Raw genomic sequence first — 19,380 nt, forward strand, 5'->3', positions numbered from 1 at the left:
ATATTAGTCTGTTTTTATTGGCGAGAATGATTAATGATTGTCAGCTTATCTAGAAAATAGCTATTCATTCAGCGTGGATTTAAGTCAGAACTTGTACGACAACAAATAAGTGCTTACTTGATCTCAAAAATCATTTCTGTTTGCTATATATGTCGAGAGTCTTGATATTTTTTGTGACTACAAACCTATCTCCCACTCACCCATTCCTACGCCAATTTGAGGGAAGAAATCGGTAGAGCTTGGCTAAGAAAAAATCCAGTTCTGTCAGCTTCATTGGCCAAATCATTAACCCAAACACAACTACTCCCGCCAGGCCAGCCACTGCTAGCTGCATCAACTGGTTCACTAACCCCTCAGTTCCCATAACTCCCTTCAACCCTTGCAATGCTCCCCAACAGGCTCCACCACTAGCCACACTGGCCAACGCCACCCCCCCCAAGGGACAAAGCAAATCTCGCCAAGGTAAGCCCCCCAGTCGCCGTTGCAATATCCACAGTAACGCCAGAAATGAGAGCAGATTTACCCCTACGGTAGCCATAGCCAGGCCGGGTGCGCCAAAGGAGCGAGTAAAGAAGAAGTTAAAACCAAAATTAAAAGCGAGGCCCCAGAGGGTAATTTTGAGGGGCGTATTACCATCTCCCAGGCCATAAAACACCCGGACTAGAACATCTCGGGCCAAATAGGCAAACATCCCCACCGCATACACCAGCAACAGGGCAGCAACCAAACGGGAGGCGGCAAAGTCAAAGGCATACCGTTCATAAATAACCCGCACCGTGGGCAATGCTAAGGCCGCCATCCAGGCCCCCACTGGCATCATACTTAGGGCTGTTAAGACTAAGCTTTGGCGAATGCGTTGTTTCAGTTCCGGCCAATCAGGAGGAGCTGCCAACCGGGAGAAAATGGGCATATAGGGAACTAAAATTACATTGGACAAAATTCCTAAGGGCGTGAGAAACAATAATTGGGCATATCCCAAGGCTGAGGCGGCCCCGGTCGGTAACTGTGAGGCAAAAAAGAGACTGATATAGACGCTGATCAATAACATCCCCGATGAGAGGGTTGCTGGCACCATTAACCGCCCCAATTCCCTCACTTCTGGTTGATTAAAGTCGAACCGCAGTCGGAGTCGTCCCATTCCCGCTTGCCACTGGGCCGGAATTTGGACAAACCATTGCAACAGCCCCCCGGCCAACGTCCCCCAGGCCAAGACCGCTGGCCCGTAAATATGGCTAAAGAACCAAATGCCAATGATCACTGTGACGCTGGACAGTAAGGGGCTTACGGAAGGCAACCAATACTGATCTGCGGCATTGAGAGTCCCAAAACCAATCCCAATCAACCCCGATAAGACCGCCAAGGGAGCCATGATTTGGAACTGCTCAGTGGCTATGGCCTGAATGTCTGGGGAAGCACCGGGAGCAATGATCTGAATCAGGGGCCTGGCAAATAGGATCAATAGTCCTGTCAAAATTAATAAGAGTCCACCCACTAAGGTTGTGACTGTTTCTACCAAGGGAGCCGCTTTTTCCTTGGGATGCTTGAGGACAACGCTAATAATCGAACTGTGAAACGGGCCGTTGATCCCACCTAGAAGGACAAATAAAAATCCCGGAATTACATAGGCGTAGTTATAGGCATCCACCGCGGCCCCAACTCCAAATTCAGCGGCAATGGCCTGTTGACGAACTAAACCAGCCAGCTTACTAATCAGGGTGGCGATGGCAACAATTGTGGCAATGGTCGCTAAAGACCGCACAGGTTTGGATGGATGGGTCGGAGTCGGCTGGGTTCCCAAATCCGTTGAGGTTATTCCGTCAGGATTGTCTGTTGAATTTGAGTCTTCAGGGGAGGGGGAAGGATCTGTTTTTTCCTTCATGGGGTACAGCCAAGGCCGGAGCAAAGAGCAATAAAATCATACCCCGTTGTGTTGAGTTGTCAGGTTTTGAGTGGAAGGAGGCTGAATTCCCCTCGGCCTGGCCAAAAAGTCTGTCATCAGCCTGCCTTACTCCCCGAAATAAGTTGGTCACATTTGTTACGCGTCTACGCTACAATCATAATCCACGGGCGAGTGGCGAAATTGGTAGACGCGCTAGACTCAAAATCTTGTTCCGCGAGGAGTGTCGGTTCGAGTCCGACCTCGCCCATCACAGAAGAATCTGAGACAGTCTAAAATTGTCTATAAACCAATACTGGCAAAGCATTACACCATTACCTTGTCTCACTCGGTCTCATTTTGTCTAGGGTAAGCTAGGGGTAAGTGGGAGTGAGTTTAAGGGTAATTCCCCCAACAGTGAAGGGAGCTACCCCCAATGCTGACAGAGTTGGCAATTCCTAAGGCAAAGGCTATTGAGAAAACCCAAAAGCTCTTTGATGGCGACGGGCTTTATCTGGAAGTCCCAAAGAAGGGTGGATTAACGATGGCGGCTCAAGTATCGCTACGAGGGTAAAGAGAAGCTCTTGAGTTTAGGGCTTTATCCTGCGATCACATTGGCAGATGCCAGGCAACGGCGGTATGAGGCTAAGAAACTGTGAGGCAATGGGATAAACCCACCAGCAGAGCGTAAAGCAACCCAGGAGCTAAATTTGGCCATGAGTCGGGACGGTTTGAGGTGGTAGCCAGAGAATGGTTCAGCAAGTTTCAATGGCAGTGGGCAGAGAGTCACACCCTCGCTACAGACCCAGCCAACCTCCGCCTCCTCTGTCCAGAATGCAACGCCCGCAAGGGTGTCAAATCTATCAACTAATTATGAATACAGACGATGTTACTTGAAGTGGCCCTAAAAAGTGATCATTTCATTCTGGATCAGCCTCTCTCAGAGAAATAGTCTTGTTTTCGAGTTGATTCAGAATTCCGTGTTCAGTTCGTTTTCTAGGCAACCGGATGCCGATGCCTGCCAGTCTCTATTTCACTAAGTTGCGGCCCATTTCGCCCCATTTTACTAAAACCGACTTGATCCAGAAGTAACTGACTCCTTACAGAGTCGCCGTATTTGAGTTAACGAACAGCTTGCATGACTGGAAAACCACCCAATCTTTTCGGAATATTACCCAAGATGTAGACATACCTACGACGATAGGAATTACTCAGTTTGTGGATGGATGACACTAATTTAGTCCAGTAAACGTTACTCTATCATAAAAATGAAGTTGAAATTAAAATGTCCAGGGCAGGAAATGACTTCATATTACGCCAAAATATAGCCATTAATCCCAGGCCATAATGGGGCATTATAACTTCTGTGTAGGTAACTAGAATCAGTCACATCCCCGATCAATGTAATCCGAAGTGCCGTCATCTAGTCCTTCAGTGACCCTACGAATATTGTTCCAACATACTATAACTGTTATTATCAAAAGTAACGTAAATTTATTTAAAAATAGGAATGGTCGATTGAAATTTATGTTTATGGATAAATTTATCATTATCTCATAAATAAATAGAATCCGAGTAACGATACAAAAATGACTGAAACAATGGCTATAGTAAAAAAGTAGAATGATTTCTCTCAATCAATAATCGAACTTCCTGCAATAAACTTTGCCGACTATAATTGCCTTTTTGCAGGACACTTTCAACAGAACCATATAAACGCGCTCGATCTTTATCGATCAATGTTTTGGCAGTAATCACCACAACAGGAATATCCTGCCATTGTTCATTTTGGCGTAACTGCTCGATTACCCCAAACCCATCCAATCCAGGCATCATCAAATCAAGCAGAATAAGGGCAGGGGTATATTGTCTTAAGATGTTGAGAGCAGTGATACCATTCTCTGCTACTAAGACTTCCCAGCCATCCTTTTCTAATTGTCGTTGAATTAATTCACGATTATTCTCATCATCATCCACAACCAAAATCAGGTTAGAAGTAAATCTTTCTTGATATTTCTTCAATAATTTATCCAGTTGTTCTCGTTGAATGGGCTTGACTAAAAAATCAGTAGCACCTAAGGTGATCCCCATACTTTTATCATCAACAATCGTTGCCATGATCACCGGAATTAAAGATAAATCAGGATCAGCTTTAAGCCTGGTCAAGACTCCCCACCCATCTATTTTGGGCATAATTACATCTAAGATAATCACATGGGGGTGGTGATCCTTAGCAAGCTGTAAGCCAACTTCTGGATCATCAGCGACCATCACCTTAAAGCCCTTAGGTTCAAAATAATGTCGAATCAAATCATGGATTGCTAAGTCATCATCAATTACCAAAATTGTCTTACCAGTCCAGATGGTGCTTTCAAAAGTACCTGAGTTAGATGTTTGACTGGAATTAATATTTACAAGGGTGTTAAGTATTGCTGGCAAATGAATCGTAAAGGTAGAACCGACACCATATTGACTATCAACGTTTATTGTTCCACCTAGCATTTGACAAAACTTTTTTGTAATAGATAAACCCAGGCCAGTGCCACCAAATTTACGCGTTGTCGAAGCATCGGCCTGGGTAAATGCTTGGAATAATTTTGCTTGTTGCTCAGGTGTCATGCCAATTCCCGAGTCTTTAACACTCATAACAATCCAATCCATATCACCTTCATTCATTCGATCAACAGTAAGACAAACAGTACCATTATCGGTGAACTTACTCGCGTTACTAATTAAATTAAACAAACATTGACGAATTTTAGTAACATCAGAATGCATTGACCCCAAATTGTCAGACATCTCAACCTGTAAATTGTTATGATTCTTCTCGACTAAAGGTTGAATTGTCGCGATCACCTCCTGAATCATAGGGGCCAAATCAAAATCTTCCAGAAAAAGCTCCATGCGTCCTGCTTCGATTTTAGATAAATCTAAGACATCGTTAATGAGTCCAAGTAAATGCTTTCCCGCACCTTCAATTTTTTTAAGATCATCAATTAAATCATCTGCACCAACATCCTCTGCATCATCTTGGAGCATCTCGCTATAGCCGATAATTGCATTCAAGGGCGTTCTCAGTTCGTGACTCATATTGGCCATAAAGGAACTTTTTGCTCTATTGGCCGCCTCAGCTTGCTCCATCGCTTCCTTCAGTTCATGGGTGCGTTCTTCAACCCGGAGTTCTAATTCTTCATTAGACTTTTTCAGACAGTTAAACGCATAGCGGAGTTCTTGGGCCATTTGATTAAAGACAAAAGCTAATCGCCCCAGTTCGTCTCTGCGCTTAAAATCTAAGTTAACCTCTAAATTACCAGATGCAATTGCTTCAGTTGCTTCCGTCAGCTGTAATAAAGGCACAGAAACCTGTCGCCGCATAATAGACATTAGTATCACAACAATGGAAAGTAGTAATACAATACCAATAATCAAAAAGATCGAGGTATATTGAAAGATGTCACTTTGATAAAAGTATAAAGCCTTAGGTATTGTTGTCACTAAATATTGATCAGAAGCATCAATTCTAGCAAAGATTAAATATTGATCATGATTACTATCATCTATAATCTGCTTATCAGTATTCTGGTTAATCACTAGCTTATAGAGGTCAATAAGACTTTGATCATTACTCTCTAAAATATTAAAATATTCATTCCGCTTAATAACACTTGCGTAGTCGGGATGTCGAATCAAAGTCCCATTTTTATCAAACAAAATACTTTGGGTCTGAGAGCGCGAAGAATATAACTTTGAATTTCTAAACCGTTCAGAAAATAAATCAAATCCCACCACAACTTTGGAATTAGAGTTGGTCATCACAGGTGCGGCATAAGTCACAACCCAGGCCTTGGAGTCTTGATCATAATGACCATCCAACCAAACCGTCAAACCTCGCCTCTGATTAACTCGTTCATAATCATTAAAAAATTCTTCAATATCAATCTGGTAATGAGGTAAATAAATAATGATGCCGACTTTAGGGATTTCAACATAGAGATTGGCAAAAATAGTCTGCCAGGCCGGCCCATAGTGGCTAAGAATTTTATAGTAAGCCAGTAATTGCCGTTTTTCTGAGGTTGATAAGGTCGTACCTGGCTTAATAAAAACTTGTGGAATCCAGCTTTGCCGTAAAATTTCTGGGCGATTTCGCAATGAACCATCAGGCATTTTCACAAATAGGCGGTTAAATTCCTCAGCAATATCACCGAAATGTGGAGTATTTAACTCTCGCAAAATTGCTGCCTTTAGTAGGGTTTGCTTAAATTTGGCATCCCTAAAGTTTTGTCCGTAGAGTTCAGCTTTTTGTTCCAGGTTATAAAGCTCTTGATCAAGTATTTCTCTCTTGACGTTGTAATAGGTGACAACATAGCCAACTAGGGTTGAAAAAAATATTGCTACTGCAATACCTGCACTCGTTTTGAGGAGAATGTTCCGAACAATCGAACCGGAATAGTGAGATTTATTCTTGCTCACATCATGATCTTTTTTCATCATCGTTTTCTAAACTGCCCTAGAATTCAAAGTCAATCCAATCAAAATCATATTTTATCTAGAGTATGAAAATATTTACTTTGCGGTTTGTTGCTAGTAACCTGCCCTGGCTAATAATGCTATTAAAAACTGTAATTCTAAAAAGATCAAGGTTATATTCCTAGGAAGGACTGGGGGAGCCTCGGTGATGGATGGCCAGTAAGGTAATATCATCAAATTGCTCGGCCGTATCTATATGGCTTAAGACACTTACTTTAATCATCTCTATTAAACCCGATCCAGAGTTAAATGGTTTCTGAATAATTTGATATAATTGGTCTTTGGAAAAAAACTTCCCTTCTTGATCTCTGGCTTCAGAAACGCCATCCGTATATCCGATTAAGGTTTCACCCGGTTCAATTTGGGTGTTCGCGGTTCTAAAGGTAATTTGGGGCATCATTCCCACGGCTGGGCCAGTTGCTTTCAGGTGCTCTTTGATTTTTCCATCACTTGAAATAATAATTAAAGGTTCATGGCCGCCATTGATATAGGCTAATTCACCAGTATTTAAATCCAATATGCCAAAAAATAATGTTGCAAACATACTCAAATCGCCGTGGTGAATCGCAACATAATCGTTTGTTAGGGCAATAGCTGCCAAAATCTGCTCAGGCTTTAGGATGGGTAAATCACTTAAACTATCACTGCATGGCGAGAAAGTTGCCCTATGGCCCATTTGAATCTGAAATGAAAAAATCCGAATTAAACTCCGAAATAAAGCCATGAAAAGGGCGGCCCCAACCCCTTTATCACAAACATCAGCGATGACAATTCCCACACGGTTTTCAGTTAATTCAAATAGGTCATAAAAATCTCCAGCCACCTGCCGCGCCGGCTTAAAGAATGCTGAAAACTGCCAACTTGGATGCTGCACCAGTTCCCGAGGTAAGAAATTAAGTTGCATCTGCCGCCCCATTTCCAGCTCTTTGGTCATTTTGGCGGAAAGTGATTCCACTTGCCGTAAGTAATCCTGCTCCCGATCTCGGAGTTGTTTTTTATCGAGTGTTGAAGTAATTCTGGCCCGTAGTAAAGTTGAATTTAAGGGCTTGGGTAAATAGTCCTCTGCCCCAATTTCAATACAGCGAATAACTTGATCAATTTCATCATTAGCAGAAATCATAATCACTGGGATATGCCGCAATTTTTGATCAGACTTAAGGCGACTTAGGACCTGAAATCCGTTCAGTTCTGGCATCATATAATCTAAAAGAATTAAATCATATGCCCTATGTGACAGCTTTTCTAGGGCTTGATACCCATCAACGGCTGTATCAACCTCATACCCTTGGCGTTGTAATTGTCGAGAGAACAAGACTCGATTATTTTCAACATCGTCAACAACTAATATGACTCCAAATTTCTGCTCTGAATCACTCTTTAATCTGTTGTTTTGAGGATTGTTAACTTGGACATTTTCAATATGTTTATTTTCGCCTCTAAATATGCAAAGAATATCCTCGGCTGAAGCAATCTTTATCTGAGAAATTAAATTAATGATTTTCTTGAGGTTTTTAGTTGAGCTTTCAATTTTTTCAATATCTGTCCCTGATGCCTTTAGTTGTTCTTCATGGTGAAGAATCTCACAATCTTCAAAGATATCATCAATGATTGGAACGATGTCATGGGTCAGTAAATTAATAACAGTTATAAAATCAGATTCAAAATTATTGACTAACTCTGTAGAAATCACTAGATGATTGTTGACATTCGTAAGTATCTTTTGTCCACAAATTTGAAGTGAGTTAAGCGCGTTGATAATAGTCTGATTTGATGACAAAGACTCATCACCTTCTAAATCATCCAAAATAATTTCGCTATAGCCCAAAATACCGTTAACTGGGGTGCGTAACTCATGTCTGAGCAATGACAACACCTCAGTCACCTGCTGATGAGAAGCGGAAACTGAGTCAGATTCAGATGTACTCATGACACAAAAACCATGAAAAATAAGCTAAACTCGAATCTCATTTCTTTTGTGTCAGTTCTGATGATGAAGATGTTGCTCAATTTTGCCCAGTAAACGAGGTAATTCGATGGGCTTTGTATCGTAATCATCACATCCGGCGGCTAAGGCTTTCTCCTTGTCCCCGGCCATTGCATGGGCTGTGAGAGCAATAATGGGGATATGTTGAGTTTCGGGATTGTTCTTCAGCGTTTGGGTTGCTGTCCATCCGTCAATAATCGGTAAACTAATATCCATTAAAATAATGTCTGGCTTTTCGGAAATACCCAGATTTATAGCCTGAGAACCATCTACGGCAAAAATAATTTCATAGCCCTTTTTAATCAGGCGACGAGATAACATATCTCGATTCAGTTCATTGTCTTCGACGAGTAAAATTCGAGCCATGTAAACATCTCAAAGAGAATAGTCTCTTCTCTCTTTGCTAATCATAACGGAAATGCTTGAAAAATGGACAAATTAAAAAAATACCGGATACCCGATGTTGATAGCACGCTGACCTGACTTCCATGACACAGCCCCTGAATCCGTTACTACCTATCAATTGGATTGGATTGCTTTACCCAGACTGTGCTGATTTATAAAAATCTTCATAGTTCTGCCAGCAGGACCCTTTTAACTTCTCCTTAGCTCCTTCGCTATCTTTACACTATTCCTCGATCTATCGGCTCATATCATTATTCGATTGATGCCATAGTCAAGGTTCAATAAAAGGATTTGAGGGCTGGTTGAAACATCTCGATGACTAAGTTTTAATAAGCATCTAGACGTATGCCTATTTCTGATAGGTATCAATTATAACCTAATTTTATTTTAAGAGTAAATAGTAGAGTTCACCATCGGTATTGATCAGGCCTGCCCTCGCTTTGGCAACATTTCCAGTGCCCATAAAAATATCCACCCGCCCTGGCCCCTTAATGGCACTGCCCGTATCTTGATCTAAGACAAAACGACTAACGGGCTGCCCAGAGTTATGACCTTGTGTAAGCTTAGGAGGAATTACCGTATTGATAATCGCCAAAGCACCGGGAGGCCAGAGACTTTTATCCGTGGCAATGGAACGCTCGGCGGTAACTGGGACATTGATGCTCCCCTCGGCTTGCCCTCCTTGGGTGTTCCGAAAAAATACAAAGCTTTCATTCCGAGGAATATAATTGTTCATTTCTGAGGGATTGGCCTGGAAATAAGCAATCAGTCGGGGGAGGGTCAGCTCTTCACGGGGAATCTTACCATCCTTAATTAATTCCTGACCAATGCTGGTGTAGGGAAAATTAGTTTTACCCGCATAGCCAACGGTCATTATTTGCCCATTGGTGAGTTGTAACTGGGCTGAGCCTTGCACCTGAATTAAAAAGGCCTCCAGCCGATCCTTGAGCCAGGCCAATTCTAGCCCCTTTAATTTTCCTTGGGAGCCTTGCAAGCCATCTTTTCCCTCTAATTCCAAACGTGTGGGATGAGGTTGGGGCCAAGTTTCAAAACCTACTGGACGGCCATAAATGGGATAGCGATATTCAAGGGTAGGAACCAGACTAGCAGAATAGACAGCTTCGTAATAGCCTGTAAAATGTACGGTTCCGGCCTGGTCATTCCCGACAGCTTGATAAAAAGCAAACTCTTTTTTTACAGCCGCTTGCAAGGCCTGGGGGTTTGGGCTGTGGGTAACCAATTGGCGGAATCGTCGTAAACTTTGGATGACCCGCTGCCTGAGATTGGGGCCAAGGGCTGCACCGGGCTGGTTAGGGGCCGTGTATTTTTCATAATCAGTGATTGCTTTAGGAGAATTAAGATACACCAGACTTTGATTAATAGCGGCTAATAACCGTGACCGATCATTACCAGGCCCCCATAATCTCTGATCCAAACCAGCCATGGGGTTAACTTCACTAGTCGGTATAGGGCGAAAGGGCAAGGAGAGTTCGGACAGAGCCACCATTTCCCCACTAAACCCCAGCACTATTGGAGCCACCACTGTCGCAACTATTTTAGGTAAAACAGATACCATCACCGAGATCAACTGATAGTGTAATGAGTCATTATTAATGACACTACTTGCATCTTAGTTGAGACTATGACCAGGGTGAGGTCAAGAAGGTTCCAAGTGCGGCAGAGTTGGGGCTGATCGAGACGTTACTGGAGAGCCGCATAGCCAAAGGTGGCGTTAAACTTCCGACACCAAATCCCCACAGATTTGTAGTTTGCCAAGTTCACATTTTCAGGAATGGTATAGCTTTGGGCCCCTTGGAACTTTTGGAGGGGAGCCAGCACAACATAATCCCCAGACTTGAGGGAAAAGGGAGCTTTAGCACCAGCGATTGGATTTTTAGACTTGTGCAAAATCACCACCAAATCTGGCCCCATAGATGAGGTGTTAAACGCCTGGTCTAATTGGAGAACCTTTTTGCCGCCTTGATTGACAATTTTGGCCATGCCTTTGGTCGGTTTCTCCCCAGCCACAAATTGACCGGAACTGACCACTGTGCTGGCCTGGGCAAGGAGTTGGTTTGGATTGGTCGGAGATAAAAACTCAGGGCTGGCGAAACTGGCATGAATACCCCCCACGAGTCCCAGGCCCGCCGCAGCTAAACCGACCATTACAGAGCGAACCGAAGACTTGAATCGTTTTGCAGGCTGAATTCTCATAACTGCTCCTAGTGATCGAAAACTTGATTTGTCTTTAGATCATGGGTTGTCGGCCTGATAATCACCTGAACGAAATCTGAGAAAATGCTGAGAGTTAACTGGAAAGTTCTGACTACGCCTTTGTTCAGGGCTGTGGGGCAACTTTACATTGTTAAATGTCTAGGTATTCTGGGTTTTGAGCAGAGTTTATTTTTTAAATCGGTTCATGAATGCTGTCACCCGTTGTCCCAAAGATAGGCCTGGTGCTGTGGCCTGGGAAACTATTGAATTTACGAAGGGAGGTTCTCCGGTAATGGCAGTAATTTCCACCAGGGTTAAATCTCCTCCGGTTCTCGCCAGGCGGCCCGTGCGTTGAGTCGTCACAGCATCTTTGACTTGCTGATGGGCATCCCCAGACACTAGCAGGCTTGTCCCAGCGTTTTTATTCGCAGCTTCAATCAAGGTGGCGACGTTGACGGCTTCCCCAAAAGGGCTGACAAGTTCTGGACGGGTTGGATCCACAGGGACTAGAACCACAGGCCCAAAATGGACACCGATCGTAAGTTGCAAGGGTTGGTAGGACAGGGTCTGGAGAAAATGGTTTAGTTCACCCATCGCCGTTTGCATTTCTAAAGCTGCCCAAATGGCCTGGCGAGCCGAATTCTCACGTTCCTCTACGCCAAAGGTGGCAATCGCTCTATTCCCCAGAAAGTTGTTGAGCGTGCCCCCAAACTTGCTAACGACCTGATGGAGGCGATTAAAGTAGCGGCTAATGACATAAACGACATCAAAGGGAAAATTGACCTCATCAAACTCCGCCTCGCCCCGAATTCCAGCCACCAGGAGAGCCACATTTTTCTTTGCGCCAGTCCCCCGATGGGCTAATTGCTGATCCACCAGGCCAATGTCATCTCGATCTAACACCATGCGGCGAATTTCCACCTTGCCTTGGGAGACTTTGGTTTGGCAGGCCAAGCGAATATGAAAGGGAAAATCCAGCTTTTTGGCTAGGGCTAGTTCAGGCCCCGAAGGCAGTGTGCAATGCTCAATCCCATCTAAGACCATGATGCGACAGGTCGAGCAATTGGCATGGCCACCACAGACATGGGTATGGTCAATATTGGCTCGTAACAGGGCATCCAGCACCGTCTCATTGGGGTTAATTGGCACTGTTTCGCCATCGGGACGGCAATAAATTTCTGGCATAAAATTACTCCTTGATAACTCTTCCAACGGTAACATTGCCAAAAAGATTTGCATCCACATGAGGCTACTAGGCTGTGCTAACCATTGCCAGGCCTGGAGAGAGTATTGATCCCGATCTCAGGGTAAACTACTTAATGAATGCGTGGTTGGGGTCACTGGTAACGTGCAGCTACCCTTTTTTAGTTCCAACAACTTCACTGGTCTGGTCAATGACCGCTTCTGGCAAAACTTTTTCCCGGTGCCAGCCACGAACCCTCTTGATATTGGGGGCCTGGTGCCCGATTTTGAATTGCCCGTTGTCCAGCAAGGAGACCGAATTCGTTTAGCCAGTCTCTGGGTTGAGAAGCCTGTAGTGATTGCCTTTACCCGTATTTTCACCCAACATCAGTATTGCCCCTTTTGTTTGCCCCATATTAAAGACCTGAATCAACAATACGAAGCGTTCCAGGCCAAGGGAGCCGAACTATTACTGATTACCAGTACCGACATTGGCCAAAGTCAAATGGTGGTCACAGACCTGCAACTTAAAATGCCCCTCCTCAGCGACCCGGACTGCAAAACCTTCAAGAAATATCAAACCGGCCAGGCCCTCGGCGCACCCCTCCCAGCCCAGTTCATCATCACCACCGCCGGACGACTCCATTACAAACACCTATTTTCTTTCTTTGATCACAATGCGAGTGCCTCCCGATTGCTGGCAGAGCTTGATGAACTACCGGCTTAAACAACCCACTTCGGCTAGAATGATACGATTCGTAATATTCAATCGCTAGTATTGAGATAGGCTCGCACTCAGGACACTAGATTAGGAAGCAGAAGCAGCATGACCATTTCGGAACAATTCCTGCAACGGGGCGATTTGATTGGAACTCAGGTGATTACCCGGGATTCTGGTCGGAAACTGGGTGTGATTAATCAAGTCTGGGTGGACATTGATCAGCGATCGGTGGTGGCCCTTGGGATGCGGAATACCCTCTTCACCGGGGAGCAACGCTACATCTACCTGGACAGTATTCGCCAAATTGGAGACGTGGTGCTCGTTGATACCGAAGATTCCCTCGAGCCAGTCAATGTCTTTAACTACAGCACCCTGATTGACAGTGAAGTGATTACAGAAACCGGAGAACTCTTGGGTAAAGTCCGGGGGTTTAAGTTTGAAGTCGAAACCGGCAAAGTCACAGATTTAGTCATTGCCTCCTTTGGCTTGCCTTGGATTCCCTCCCAGTTGATCAGTACCTACGAATTACCCATTGACGAAATTGTCAGCACTGGCCCAGATCGGCTGATTGTGTTTGAAGGGGCCGAAAGTCGCTTAAATCAGTTAACTGTTGGTCTTTTGGAACGGGTTGGCCTGGGTGCGCCCCCTTGGGAGCAGGAGGAAGACGAGTACATTCAACCCATGACCCCGACGAGCAATCAATTACCTGCAGGCAGTCGTACCCCCGTTTATCCCCCCGAACGTCGTTACGATGCGCCCCGCCGCCAGACCTATGAACCAGAGCCGGAGTACGAATATCGGGAACCCCGACCGGCCAAGGCCCCACAATCTTACGAAGAAGAGAATTGGGATGAAACACCACCCGCCCGGCCTTTGAGTCGCCCTAATTACCAAGCTGCCCCGGAAAGTCGCGCTTATCAAGAACCAACCATTGAATATGATGACGACCTTGAGCAGGATCCCTGGCGCAATCAAGAGGACGAACCCTATAAGGCTCCTCGGGTTAATATTCCGAGTTCTGAAAAGGTTAAACAAAAGGAAACTGAGCCTGAGTATTAACTAGCTGATATATAAAAATATTAGAGTCGTCTATCAGCCCGAACCTCAAAGGGGCCAAGAGCCACGATTTCACCAATTTACTGAGCCTTTTAAGGAGAACCTGGAAAACCTCTCAGTTGGGTGTTATGAGACGTGACTCCATCTTTTATCAACTCTTCCAACAATTTCCCACCTGCCTTTTTGACCTGCTGACCACTGCTCCCCCCCAGGCCCCGGAGTATCGGTTTGAATCTGTCACAGTCAAAGAAACGGCCTTTCAACTGGATGGAGTTTTTTTACCGCCGGAAAGTGTAGAGCTAGGCACGGTGTACTTCTGTGAGGTGCAGTTTCAAAAAGATGACCAATTTTACGAACGATTCTTTAGCGAAATTTTCATCTACCTTTATCGCTTTCGTCAGACTTTTACGAGTTGGCAAGCCGTGGTCATTTATCCTAATCGCCAAACCGAACAGCACAATACTACGCCTTACCAAGCTCTTCTCAACAGTTCCCAAATCCATCGCCTGTATTTAGATGAACTTGAACTCGGTGCAGCCCCTTCTCTACCCGGACAACTGAACCAACTCACGGTAACTCGGACTGAAGACGTAAAAGAAATAGCCCAAAATATCATCAAACAGGCCAAGCAATATCCACCCCCAACAGAACAAGCGATAATAAGCCTAACTATCACGATCATTGCCTATAAATTTACCCAGTTGAGTCGGCAGGAGGTTGAAGAGATGCTTGGATTTACCACCAGTGAACTAGAAAAAAGCCGCTTTTATCAAGAGGTAAAAGAAGAGGGATTGCAAGAAGGAGAACGGCTTTTGATTTTGCGGCAACTATCCCAGCGATTGGGTGAACTTGATCCAGGCCTGGTGACTCAAATTACAGCCTTATCTCTAGATCGCTTGGAGGAACTGGGGTTAGCAATTTTTGACTTTCAAACGGGGCAGGATCTCCAGGCCTGGTTGCAGCATGACTAAAATTGTTCGAGGATCAAGTTTATCCCCGCAGTAGCAAAGGAATCATGACCGAAGCATTCACCCGGCCCCTATTGGCAACTATTCAATCAGTTCACCAGGCCAGCCGCACGACCGGACAACTCAGCACGGAAGCAAAAAATCACGCCTTAGAAGCCATTGCCCAGGCCCTAGAAACCTTTGCCCCGGAAATCCTCGCGGCGAATCAACAAGACTGTGAACAGGCCCAGGCTGAGGGATTACCCAATGCTCTGATTGCTCGCTTAAAACTGGATGCCAATAAACTCCAAGGGGCGATTACCGGAGTCAGACAGGTGGCGGGATTAGCAGATCCGGTCGGTGAAGTTCAAATTAAACGGGAATTGGATACAGGGCTAATTTTGCAGCGGTTAACCTGTCCCTTGGGTGTATTGGGTGTCATTTTTGAGGCCAGGCCCGATGCAGTAATTCAAATTTCCTCGTTAGCTGTGAAGTCCGGCAATGGGGTAGTGCTCAAGGGCGGTAAAGAAGCCATCCACTCCTGCCAGGCCATTGTTAAAGCGATTCATCAGGGACTGGCCCAAAGTGATTATCCCGCCGCCGCCCTGGCCCTGCTGACCCAACGTAGTGAAATTCAACAGCTTTTAGAACTGGATCAATGGGTGGATTTAATTATTCCTCGCGGCTCTAATGAGTTTGTCCGTTACATTCAAGACCATACCCGGATTCCCGTACTCGGCCATGCCGATGGGATCTGTCACTTATATATTGATCAAGCTGCAGATTTAGCCCAGGCCGTGGCCATTACCGTAGATTCCAAAACTCAATATCCTGCCGCCTGTAATGCCATTGAAACCCTCTTAGTTCACGCCGAGATTGCCCCCAAATTCTTACCAATGGTTTGTGATGCCCTCCAGGCCAAGGGAGTCGAGCTACGGGGAGATGCAACCTCATGCCAATTTGTCGAGCTAGTCCCTGCCACAGCAACCGATTGGGCCACCGAATATTGTGATTTGATTGTGTCCATCAAAGTGGTGGATTCCCTGGATGCAGCCCTAGAACACATTGACACCTATGGCTCAGGACATACGGAAGCAATTGTGACTCAGGATCAGGAGACTGCCCGGAAATTTTTAGCCCAAGTCGATGCTGCTGGCGTATTTCATAATTGTTCGACTCGGTTTGCCGATGGGTTTCGCTATGGCCTGGGGGCAGAAGTGGGGATTAGTACCGCCAAATTACCACCACGGGGGCCAGTCGGGTTAGAAGGCTTAATTACCTACAAATATCAACTGGTGGGAGACGGTCACATTGTCCAAGACTACAGCGGCCCTCGTGCCAAAGCCTTTACCCATCAAGACCTGACCTAAGTCACTTCTAAATTCCAGTCAATCCCAGGCTCTATAATTGATTTGCCCATATTGATTTCCATCGCGGGCGTTGAGGTGATATGAAAGCGAGTCAGTTGCGGATTTGGTCACGGTTCATTAGCTTGGGCCTGGGAATTTTTCTATCACTCTGTTTGACTCTCCCTTTTCCCATATTTGCTCAATCACCAACCCCTAGCCCCACGTCAACACCAACCACCCATTACGTCATTCTCGATGGACAAGAACTTTTCCCAATTCGGGAGCGGATTAGTGCTTTTACCCCAGAAATCCGGACTCGCATTATTTCTCAACGCCTCAAAGAATTAGCCGAAAATGTTCAACTCGAACTCGATCAATTTCGGATTTTAGATTACCCAAATCAAGAATTTACCGATATTTTGGCGGGTGACTCGATTGTTTTCAGTGTGTTTGATGTCGATACAAAAGGCACAGGGATGAATCGGGTTGAATTGGCCCAGGCCCACTTAGACACGATCAAAGAAGCTATATTTAACTATCGAGAATCCTACAAGCCTACTTCAATCTTACTTGGTGTTCTTTTAACAATCGTTACTACCATTGTCACTGTTTTTATATTTAAGGTTTTTTATAAATTCCGGAATCCCTTACAACAAAAACTTCAATCTTGGGAGCGTGCACATCTTCCTCCCTTGCGGCTGTTTGATACTGAATTACTCAGTGTGGATCGAGTGGCAGACGGGTTAAATGAATTATTTAAGCTCTTATCCTTGTTCCTTGTCCTCATCCTTGCCTATACCTATGTTCAACTGGTCTTGGGTTACTTTCCCTGGACACGCCAAATTGCAGCCTCCTTGCTCCAAAGTATTAAAAATACGATTAGCACCCTTTGGCAGGACTTTGTGAATTATGTGCCCAATCTGATTTTTGTCGGGTTTATTATTCTTCTGACACTCTATACTTTACGTTTCGTTCGATTTATTTTTACGGAAATTGATCGGGGTGATATTTCCTTCCCTGGTTTCTATCAAGAATGGAGTAAACCAACCTACAATATCGTTCGCGCCTTGGTTTTTGCCTTTGCAGCGATTATTGCTTTTCCCTATTTGCCAGGTTCGGGGAGTCCAGCCTTTCAAGGGGTTTCGGTGTTTTTAGGGTTACTTTTATCCCTCGGTTCCAGTGGCGCAGTTTCTAACATTGTGGGCGGGGCAATTCTCACCTATACGCGGGCATTTCGGGTGGGGGATGTCGTCAAAATTGGCGAGGCCCAGGGGCAAATTGTTGAACAAACTCTCTTAGTTACCCGGATTTATACGCCCAAGAATTTAACGATTACGATTCCCAATGCCACCGTTGTCAGCAGTCAAATTATTAACTTCAGTGCCGCCGGTCAAGATAAAACTCGCAATCCTTTAATCCTCTCCACCACGATCACCTTGGGGTATGACACGCCCTGGAAAAAAGTTTATGAAGTCATGATTGAGGCGGCCTTGGCTACAGAACATATTTTGGCAGAACCCACCCCCTTTGTTTGGCAAACCAGCTTAAATGATTTTCACGTGAGCTATGAAATTAATGCCTACACCGATAAGCCGGAACGAATGCCCTGGATTTTGGCAGAACTCCATCAAAACCTCCAAGACTATTGCAACCAGGCCGGGATTGAGATTATGTCACCTAACTTTCATGCACTGCGCGATGGCAACCACTCCACCATTCCAGGAAACTATTTGCCGGAAGACTATCAAGCTTCGGGGTTTAAGGTCAACTCTGATCCATCAGTTAATTAGCAAGCAAATCCCTCTTAAATCTTGGGAATTTTGCTTAACATAAAACGCGGCGGAGTTAACCAAAATAACCTGCTTTGCCCGACTGGATCCCCTAGTGGTAAATGCAAACCAATCACCCCGGCTTTTTTCATCTCTAATCCCCCCCAACTACTGCCCCAAACCAATAACTCGGCCCACTGACTTAAATCTGGTTCATGACCCACTAAGGCTAAACCCATTCTGGCTTGAGAGTGCCACTGGTCTAACCACTGTAACCAATCCCCAAATCGCCCCCCCGGAGCTAAGGCCTCGTTAATCTGGACTTCATCTGCCAGGCCAGCATTGAGGAAAATATCACTGGTTTGTTTGGCTCGGACTAGGGGACTGGAGAGAATTAAATCGCAACTCACCCCTAAATCCACTAACCGCTCGGCAATCTGTTGAGTTTTCTTTTCCCCTTGATTAGTTAAGTAACGCTCAGCATCGGAGCCGGGAAAGAGTTCTCGGTCAATGGCAATCCCATGCCGAATTAGATAAAGGGGGAGTTCAGCCATAGCTGTTGTTAACACTCATCTGATGATTATTCATTGTCCCAGGCCGCTAGTCGAAACAACCCACTTTAGTGGGAGACTTTAGTTGCTACACACCTGTAACCGTTCTATTAATTCAACGATCATAGTTGAACAACGACGAGGAAGTCATACCATCACCTGTCTGACTGTTGGGTCATGAAGTATCGCTATCAGGTTTTATAGTATTACGCAGACTTTTCTGAGAGAGTAGAAATCTTGAAAAGACTGACTGTAGAGCATTTCCTGCATTATTTTTATCCAGTTCTAAATCAGTAACGCTATCAAAGGAGAGATACAGAAACGATGTCGGCAACTGATCCTCCAAGTTGGTGATGCGGAGGATATCAAAATCTTGCAGGGAGTGGTGAGCAAGGATCACATCCATATGCATATTGAGTACCCTCCATCCCAGTCAATCCGTGAAATTGTTAGACGGATCAGGGGACGCACCTCTCGCTGTCACCAAGAGCGGGCAACTCCAGTTAGTTGACAGTCCTAGCGGTGTTGATGTCATGGATAATGCCGTTGACGAAATTATCGAATTAGTGTTGGCCAAAGGTGGAAATGTTATCTTGGCTGAAGATGGTGTCCTTTCCCTCTATCAATCCATTGCCTTGATCTTACAGTTCTAAAATTCTCAAGAAAAAAGGGCTCCACTAAATATCTGGTGAAGCCCTCCAACTCAAATCAATACTTGACTTAAGTTAATAGATTGACGTGCCTTAGAGAGCGTTACCACGGGGGAGTACCTCTTCGGGGAAGATAAAGTTTTCATGGG

General features: G+C 44.9%; 17 protein-coding genes, 1 tRNA gene and 1 pseudogene. 11 read left to right on the plus strand and 8 right to left on the minus strand.

All coding sequences use genetic code 11. The annotated features are described in order from the left end of the window. Positions 1-196: 196 nt before the first annotated feature. Positions 197-1,879, minus strand: a complete 1,683-nt coding sequence (murJ, locus tag RIF25_RS15120) for a murein biosynthesis integral membrane protein MurJ (protein ID WP_322879356.1) — start codon at positions 1,877-1,879, stop codon at positions 197-199. Positions 1,880-2,065: 186 nt separating this feature from the next. Between murJ and RIF25_RS15125 the strand changes: the two genes are divergently transcribed. The 4 genes from RIF25_RS15125 to RIF25_RS17415 all read left to right on the plus strand — a co-directional run bounded on the left by RIF25_RS15125 (position 2,066) and on the right by RIF25_RS17415 (position 2,747). Then, positions 2,066-2,147 (plus strand) — tRNA-Leu (locus RIF25_RS15125). Between the two features lie 165 nt (positions 2,148-2,312). Continuing rightward, positions 2,313-2,450 (plus strand): hypothetical protein, encoded by a 138-nt coding sequence (locus tag RIF25_RS15130; RefSeq protein ID WP_322879357.1) that lies wholly within the window; start codon positions 2,313-2,315, stop codon positions 2,448-2,450. Positions 2,451-2,460: 10 nt separating this feature from the next. Beyond that, positions 2,461-2,535 carry a hypothetical protein gene (locus RIF25_RS17410; protein WP_407682452.1) on the plus strand — a complete coding sequence of 25 codons (75 nt, stop codon included), beginning with the start codon at positions 2,461-2,463 and terminating at the stop codon, positions 2,533-2,535. Between the two features lie 77 nt (positions 2,536-2,612). After that, positions 2,613-2,747, plus strand: coding sequence for an HNH endonuclease signature motif containing protein (locus RIF25_RS17415; protein WP_407682446.1), 135 nt, complete (start codon positions 2,613-2,615; stop codon positions 2,745-2,747). Between the two features lie 734 nt (positions 2,748-3,481). Here RIF25_RS17415 and RIF25_RS15135 read toward each other — a convergent pair. The 6 genes from RIF25_RS15135 to RIF25_RS15160 form a co-directional block, all read right to left on the minus strand. Then, positions 3,482-6,364, minus strand: coding sequence for a response regulator (locus RIF25_RS15135; RefSeq protein WP_322879358.1), 2,883 nt, complete (start codon positions 6,362-6,364; stop codon positions 3,482-3,484). A 160-nt stretch (positions 6,365-6,524) separates the two neighbouring features. Beyond that, entirely contained in the window at positions 6,525-8,330 is a 1,806-nt protein-coding gene (locus RIF25_RS15140) for a SpoIIE family protein phosphatase (RefSeq protein ID WP_322879359.1), read from the minus strand. A gap of 51 nt (positions 8,331-8,381) precedes the next feature. Continuing rightward, on the minus strand, positions 8,382-8,753 hold the full coding sequence (locus RIF25_RS15145) for a response regulator (RefSeq protein ID WP_322879360.1): 372 nt from the start codon (positions 8,751-8,753) through the stop codon (positions 8,382-8,384). Positions 8,754-9,174: 421 nt separating this feature from the next. After that, complete coding sequence (gene mltA / locus RIF25_RS15150; protein WP_407682447.1) at positions 9,175-10,368, minus strand: murein transglycosylase A; 1,194 nt, start codon at positions 10,366-10,368, stop codon at positions 9,175-9,177. A gap of 125 nt (positions 10,369-10,493) precedes the next feature. Continuing rightward, positions 10,494-11,006: a DM13 domain-containing protein gene (locus tag RIF25_RS15155; protein WP_322879362.1), complete on the minus strand. Its 513-nt coding sequence runs from the start codon at positions 11,004-11,006 to the stop codon at positions 10,494-10,496. 186 nt (positions 11,007-11,192) lie between these two features. Beyond that, positions 11,193-12,191, minus strand: coding sequence for an adenylate/guanylate cyclase domain-containing protein (locus RIF25_RS15160; protein WP_322879363.1), 999 nt, complete (start codon positions 12,189-12,191; stop codon positions 11,193-11,195). Between the two features lie 163 nt (positions 12,192-12,354). Here RIF25_RS15160 and RIF25_RS15165 point away from each other — a divergent pair, with 163 nt between their 5' ends. From RIF25_RS15165 to RIF25_RS15185, 5 genes are all read left to right on the plus strand, one after another. Next, positions 12,355-12,915, plus strand: a complete 561-nt coding sequence (locus RIF25_RS15165; RefSeq protein ID WP_322879364.1) for a peroxiredoxin-like family protein — start codon at positions 12,355-12,357, stop codon at positions 12,913-12,915. Positions 12,916-13,014: 99 nt separating this feature from the next. Next, positions 13,015-13,968: a PRC-barrel domain-containing protein gene (locus tag RIF25_RS15170; protein WP_322879365.1), complete on the plus strand. Its 954-nt coding sequence runs from the start codon at positions 13,015-13,017 to the stop codon at positions 13,966-13,968. A 125-nt stretch (positions 13,969-14,093) separates the two neighbouring features. After that, complete coding sequence (locus RIF25_RS15175; protein WP_322879366.1) at positions 14,094-14,936, plus strand: Rpn family recombination-promoting nuclease/putative transposase; 843 nt, start codon at positions 14,094-14,096, stop codon at positions 14,934-14,936. A 44-nt stretch (positions 14,937-14,980) separates the two neighbouring features. Further along, on the plus strand, positions 14,981-16,282 hold the full coding sequence (locus RIF25_RS15180; protein WP_322879367.1) for a glutamate-5-semialdehyde dehydrogenase: 1,302 nt from the start codon (positions 14,981-14,983) through the stop codon (positions 16,280-16,282). A gap of 80 nt (positions 16,283-16,362) precedes the next feature. After that, positions 16,363-18,051, plus strand: a complete 1,689-nt coding sequence (locus RIF25_RS15185; RefSeq protein ID WP_322879368.1) for a mechanosensitive ion channel family protein — start codon at positions 16,363-16,365, stop codon at positions 18,049-18,051. A gap of 14 nt (positions 18,052-18,065) precedes the next feature. On the opposite strand, the gene sixA is transcribed toward RIF25_RS15185, so the two are convergent. After that, positions 18,066-18,584 carry a phosphohistidine phosphatase SixA gene (gene sixA / locus RIF25_RS15190; protein ID WP_322879369.1) on the minus strand — a complete coding sequence of 173 codons (519 nt, stop codon included), beginning with the start codon at positions 18,582-18,584 and terminating at the stop codon, positions 18,066-18,068. Between the two features lie 298 nt (positions 18,585-18,882). On the opposite strand from sixA, the pseudogene RIF25_RS15200 reads away from it, so the two are divergent. Both RIF25_RS15200 and RIF25_RS17420 read left to right on the plus strand, forming a co-directional pair. Then, positions 18,883-19,059 (plus strand): annotated as a pseudogene (locus RIF25_RS15200) (transposase); the annotation flags it as partial. Further along, on the plus strand, positions 18,995-19,234 hold the full coding sequence (locus RIF25_RS17420) for a hypothetical protein (protein WP_456154080.1): 240 nt from the start codon (positions 18,995-18,997) through the stop codon (positions 19,232-19,234). The pseudogene RIF25_RS15200 and the gene RIF25_RS17420, both read left to right, overlap by 65 nt. Positions 19,235-19,380 lie beyond the last annotated feature (146 nt).

The organism is Pseudocalidococcus azoricus BACA0444 (assembly GCF_031729055.1).
GTDB lineage: Bacteria > Cyanobacteriota > Cyanobacteriia > Thermosynechococcales > Thermosynechococcaceae > Pseudocalidococcus > Pseudocalidococcus azoricus.

What these genes read in the sequence shown, in the direction of transcription:
- murJ (WP_322879356.1), bottom strand. Translation starts at nt 1,879, where the DNA reads ATGAAGGAAAAAACAGATCCTTCCCCCTCCCCTGAAGACTCAAATTCA.
- RIF25_RS15130 (WP_322879357.1), top strand. Translation starts at nt 2,313, where the DNA reads ATGCTGACAGAGTTGGCAATTCCTAAGGCAAAGGCTATTGAGAAAACC.
- RIF25_RS15135 (WP_322879358.1), bottom strand. Translation starts at nt 6,364, where the DNA reads ATGAAAAAAGATCATGATGTGAGCAAGAATAAATCTCACTATTCCGGT.
- RIF25_RS15140 (WP_322879359.1), bottom strand. Translation starts at nt 8,330, where the DNA reads ATGAGTACATCTGAATCTGACTCAGTTTCCGCTTCTCATCAGCAGGTG.
- RIF25_RS15145 (WP_322879360.1), bottom strand. Translation starts at nt 8,753, where the DNA reads ATGGCTCGAATTTTACTCGTCGAAGACAATGAACTGAATCGAGATATG.
- mltA (WP_407682447.1), bottom strand. Translation starts at nt 10,368, where the DNA reads ATGGTATCTGTTTTACCTAAAATAGTTGCGACAGTGGTGGCTCCAATA.
- RIF25_RS15155 (WP_322879362.1), bottom strand. Translation starts at nt 11,006, where the DNA reads ATGAGAATTCAGCCTGCAAAACGATTCAAGTCTTCGGTTCGCTCTGTA.
- RIF25_RS15160 (WP_322879363.1), bottom strand. Translation starts at nt 12,191, where the DNA reads ATGCCAGAAATTTATTGCCGTCCCGATGGCGAAACAGTGCCAATTAAC.
- RIF25_RS15170 (WP_322879365.1), top strand. Translation starts at nt 13,015, where the DNA reads ATGACCATTTCGGAACAATTCCTGCAACGGGGCGATTTGATTGGAACT.
- RIF25_RS15175 (WP_322879366.1), top strand. Translation starts at nt 14,094, where the DNA reads ATGAGACGTGACTCCATCTTTTATCAACTCTTCCAACAATTTCCCACC.
- RIF25_RS15180 (WP_322879367.1), top strand. Translation starts at nt 14,981, where the DNA reads ATGACCGAAGCATTCACCCGGCCCCTATTGGCAACTATTCAATCAGTT.
- RIF25_RS15185 (WP_322879368.1), top strand. Translation starts at nt 16,363, where the DNA reads ATGAAAGCGAGTCAGTTGCGGATTTGGTCACGGTTCATTAGCTTGGGC.
- sixA (WP_322879369.1), bottom strand. Translation starts at nt 18,584, where the DNA reads ATGGCTGAACTCCCCCTTTATCTAATTCGGCATGGGATTGCCATTGAC.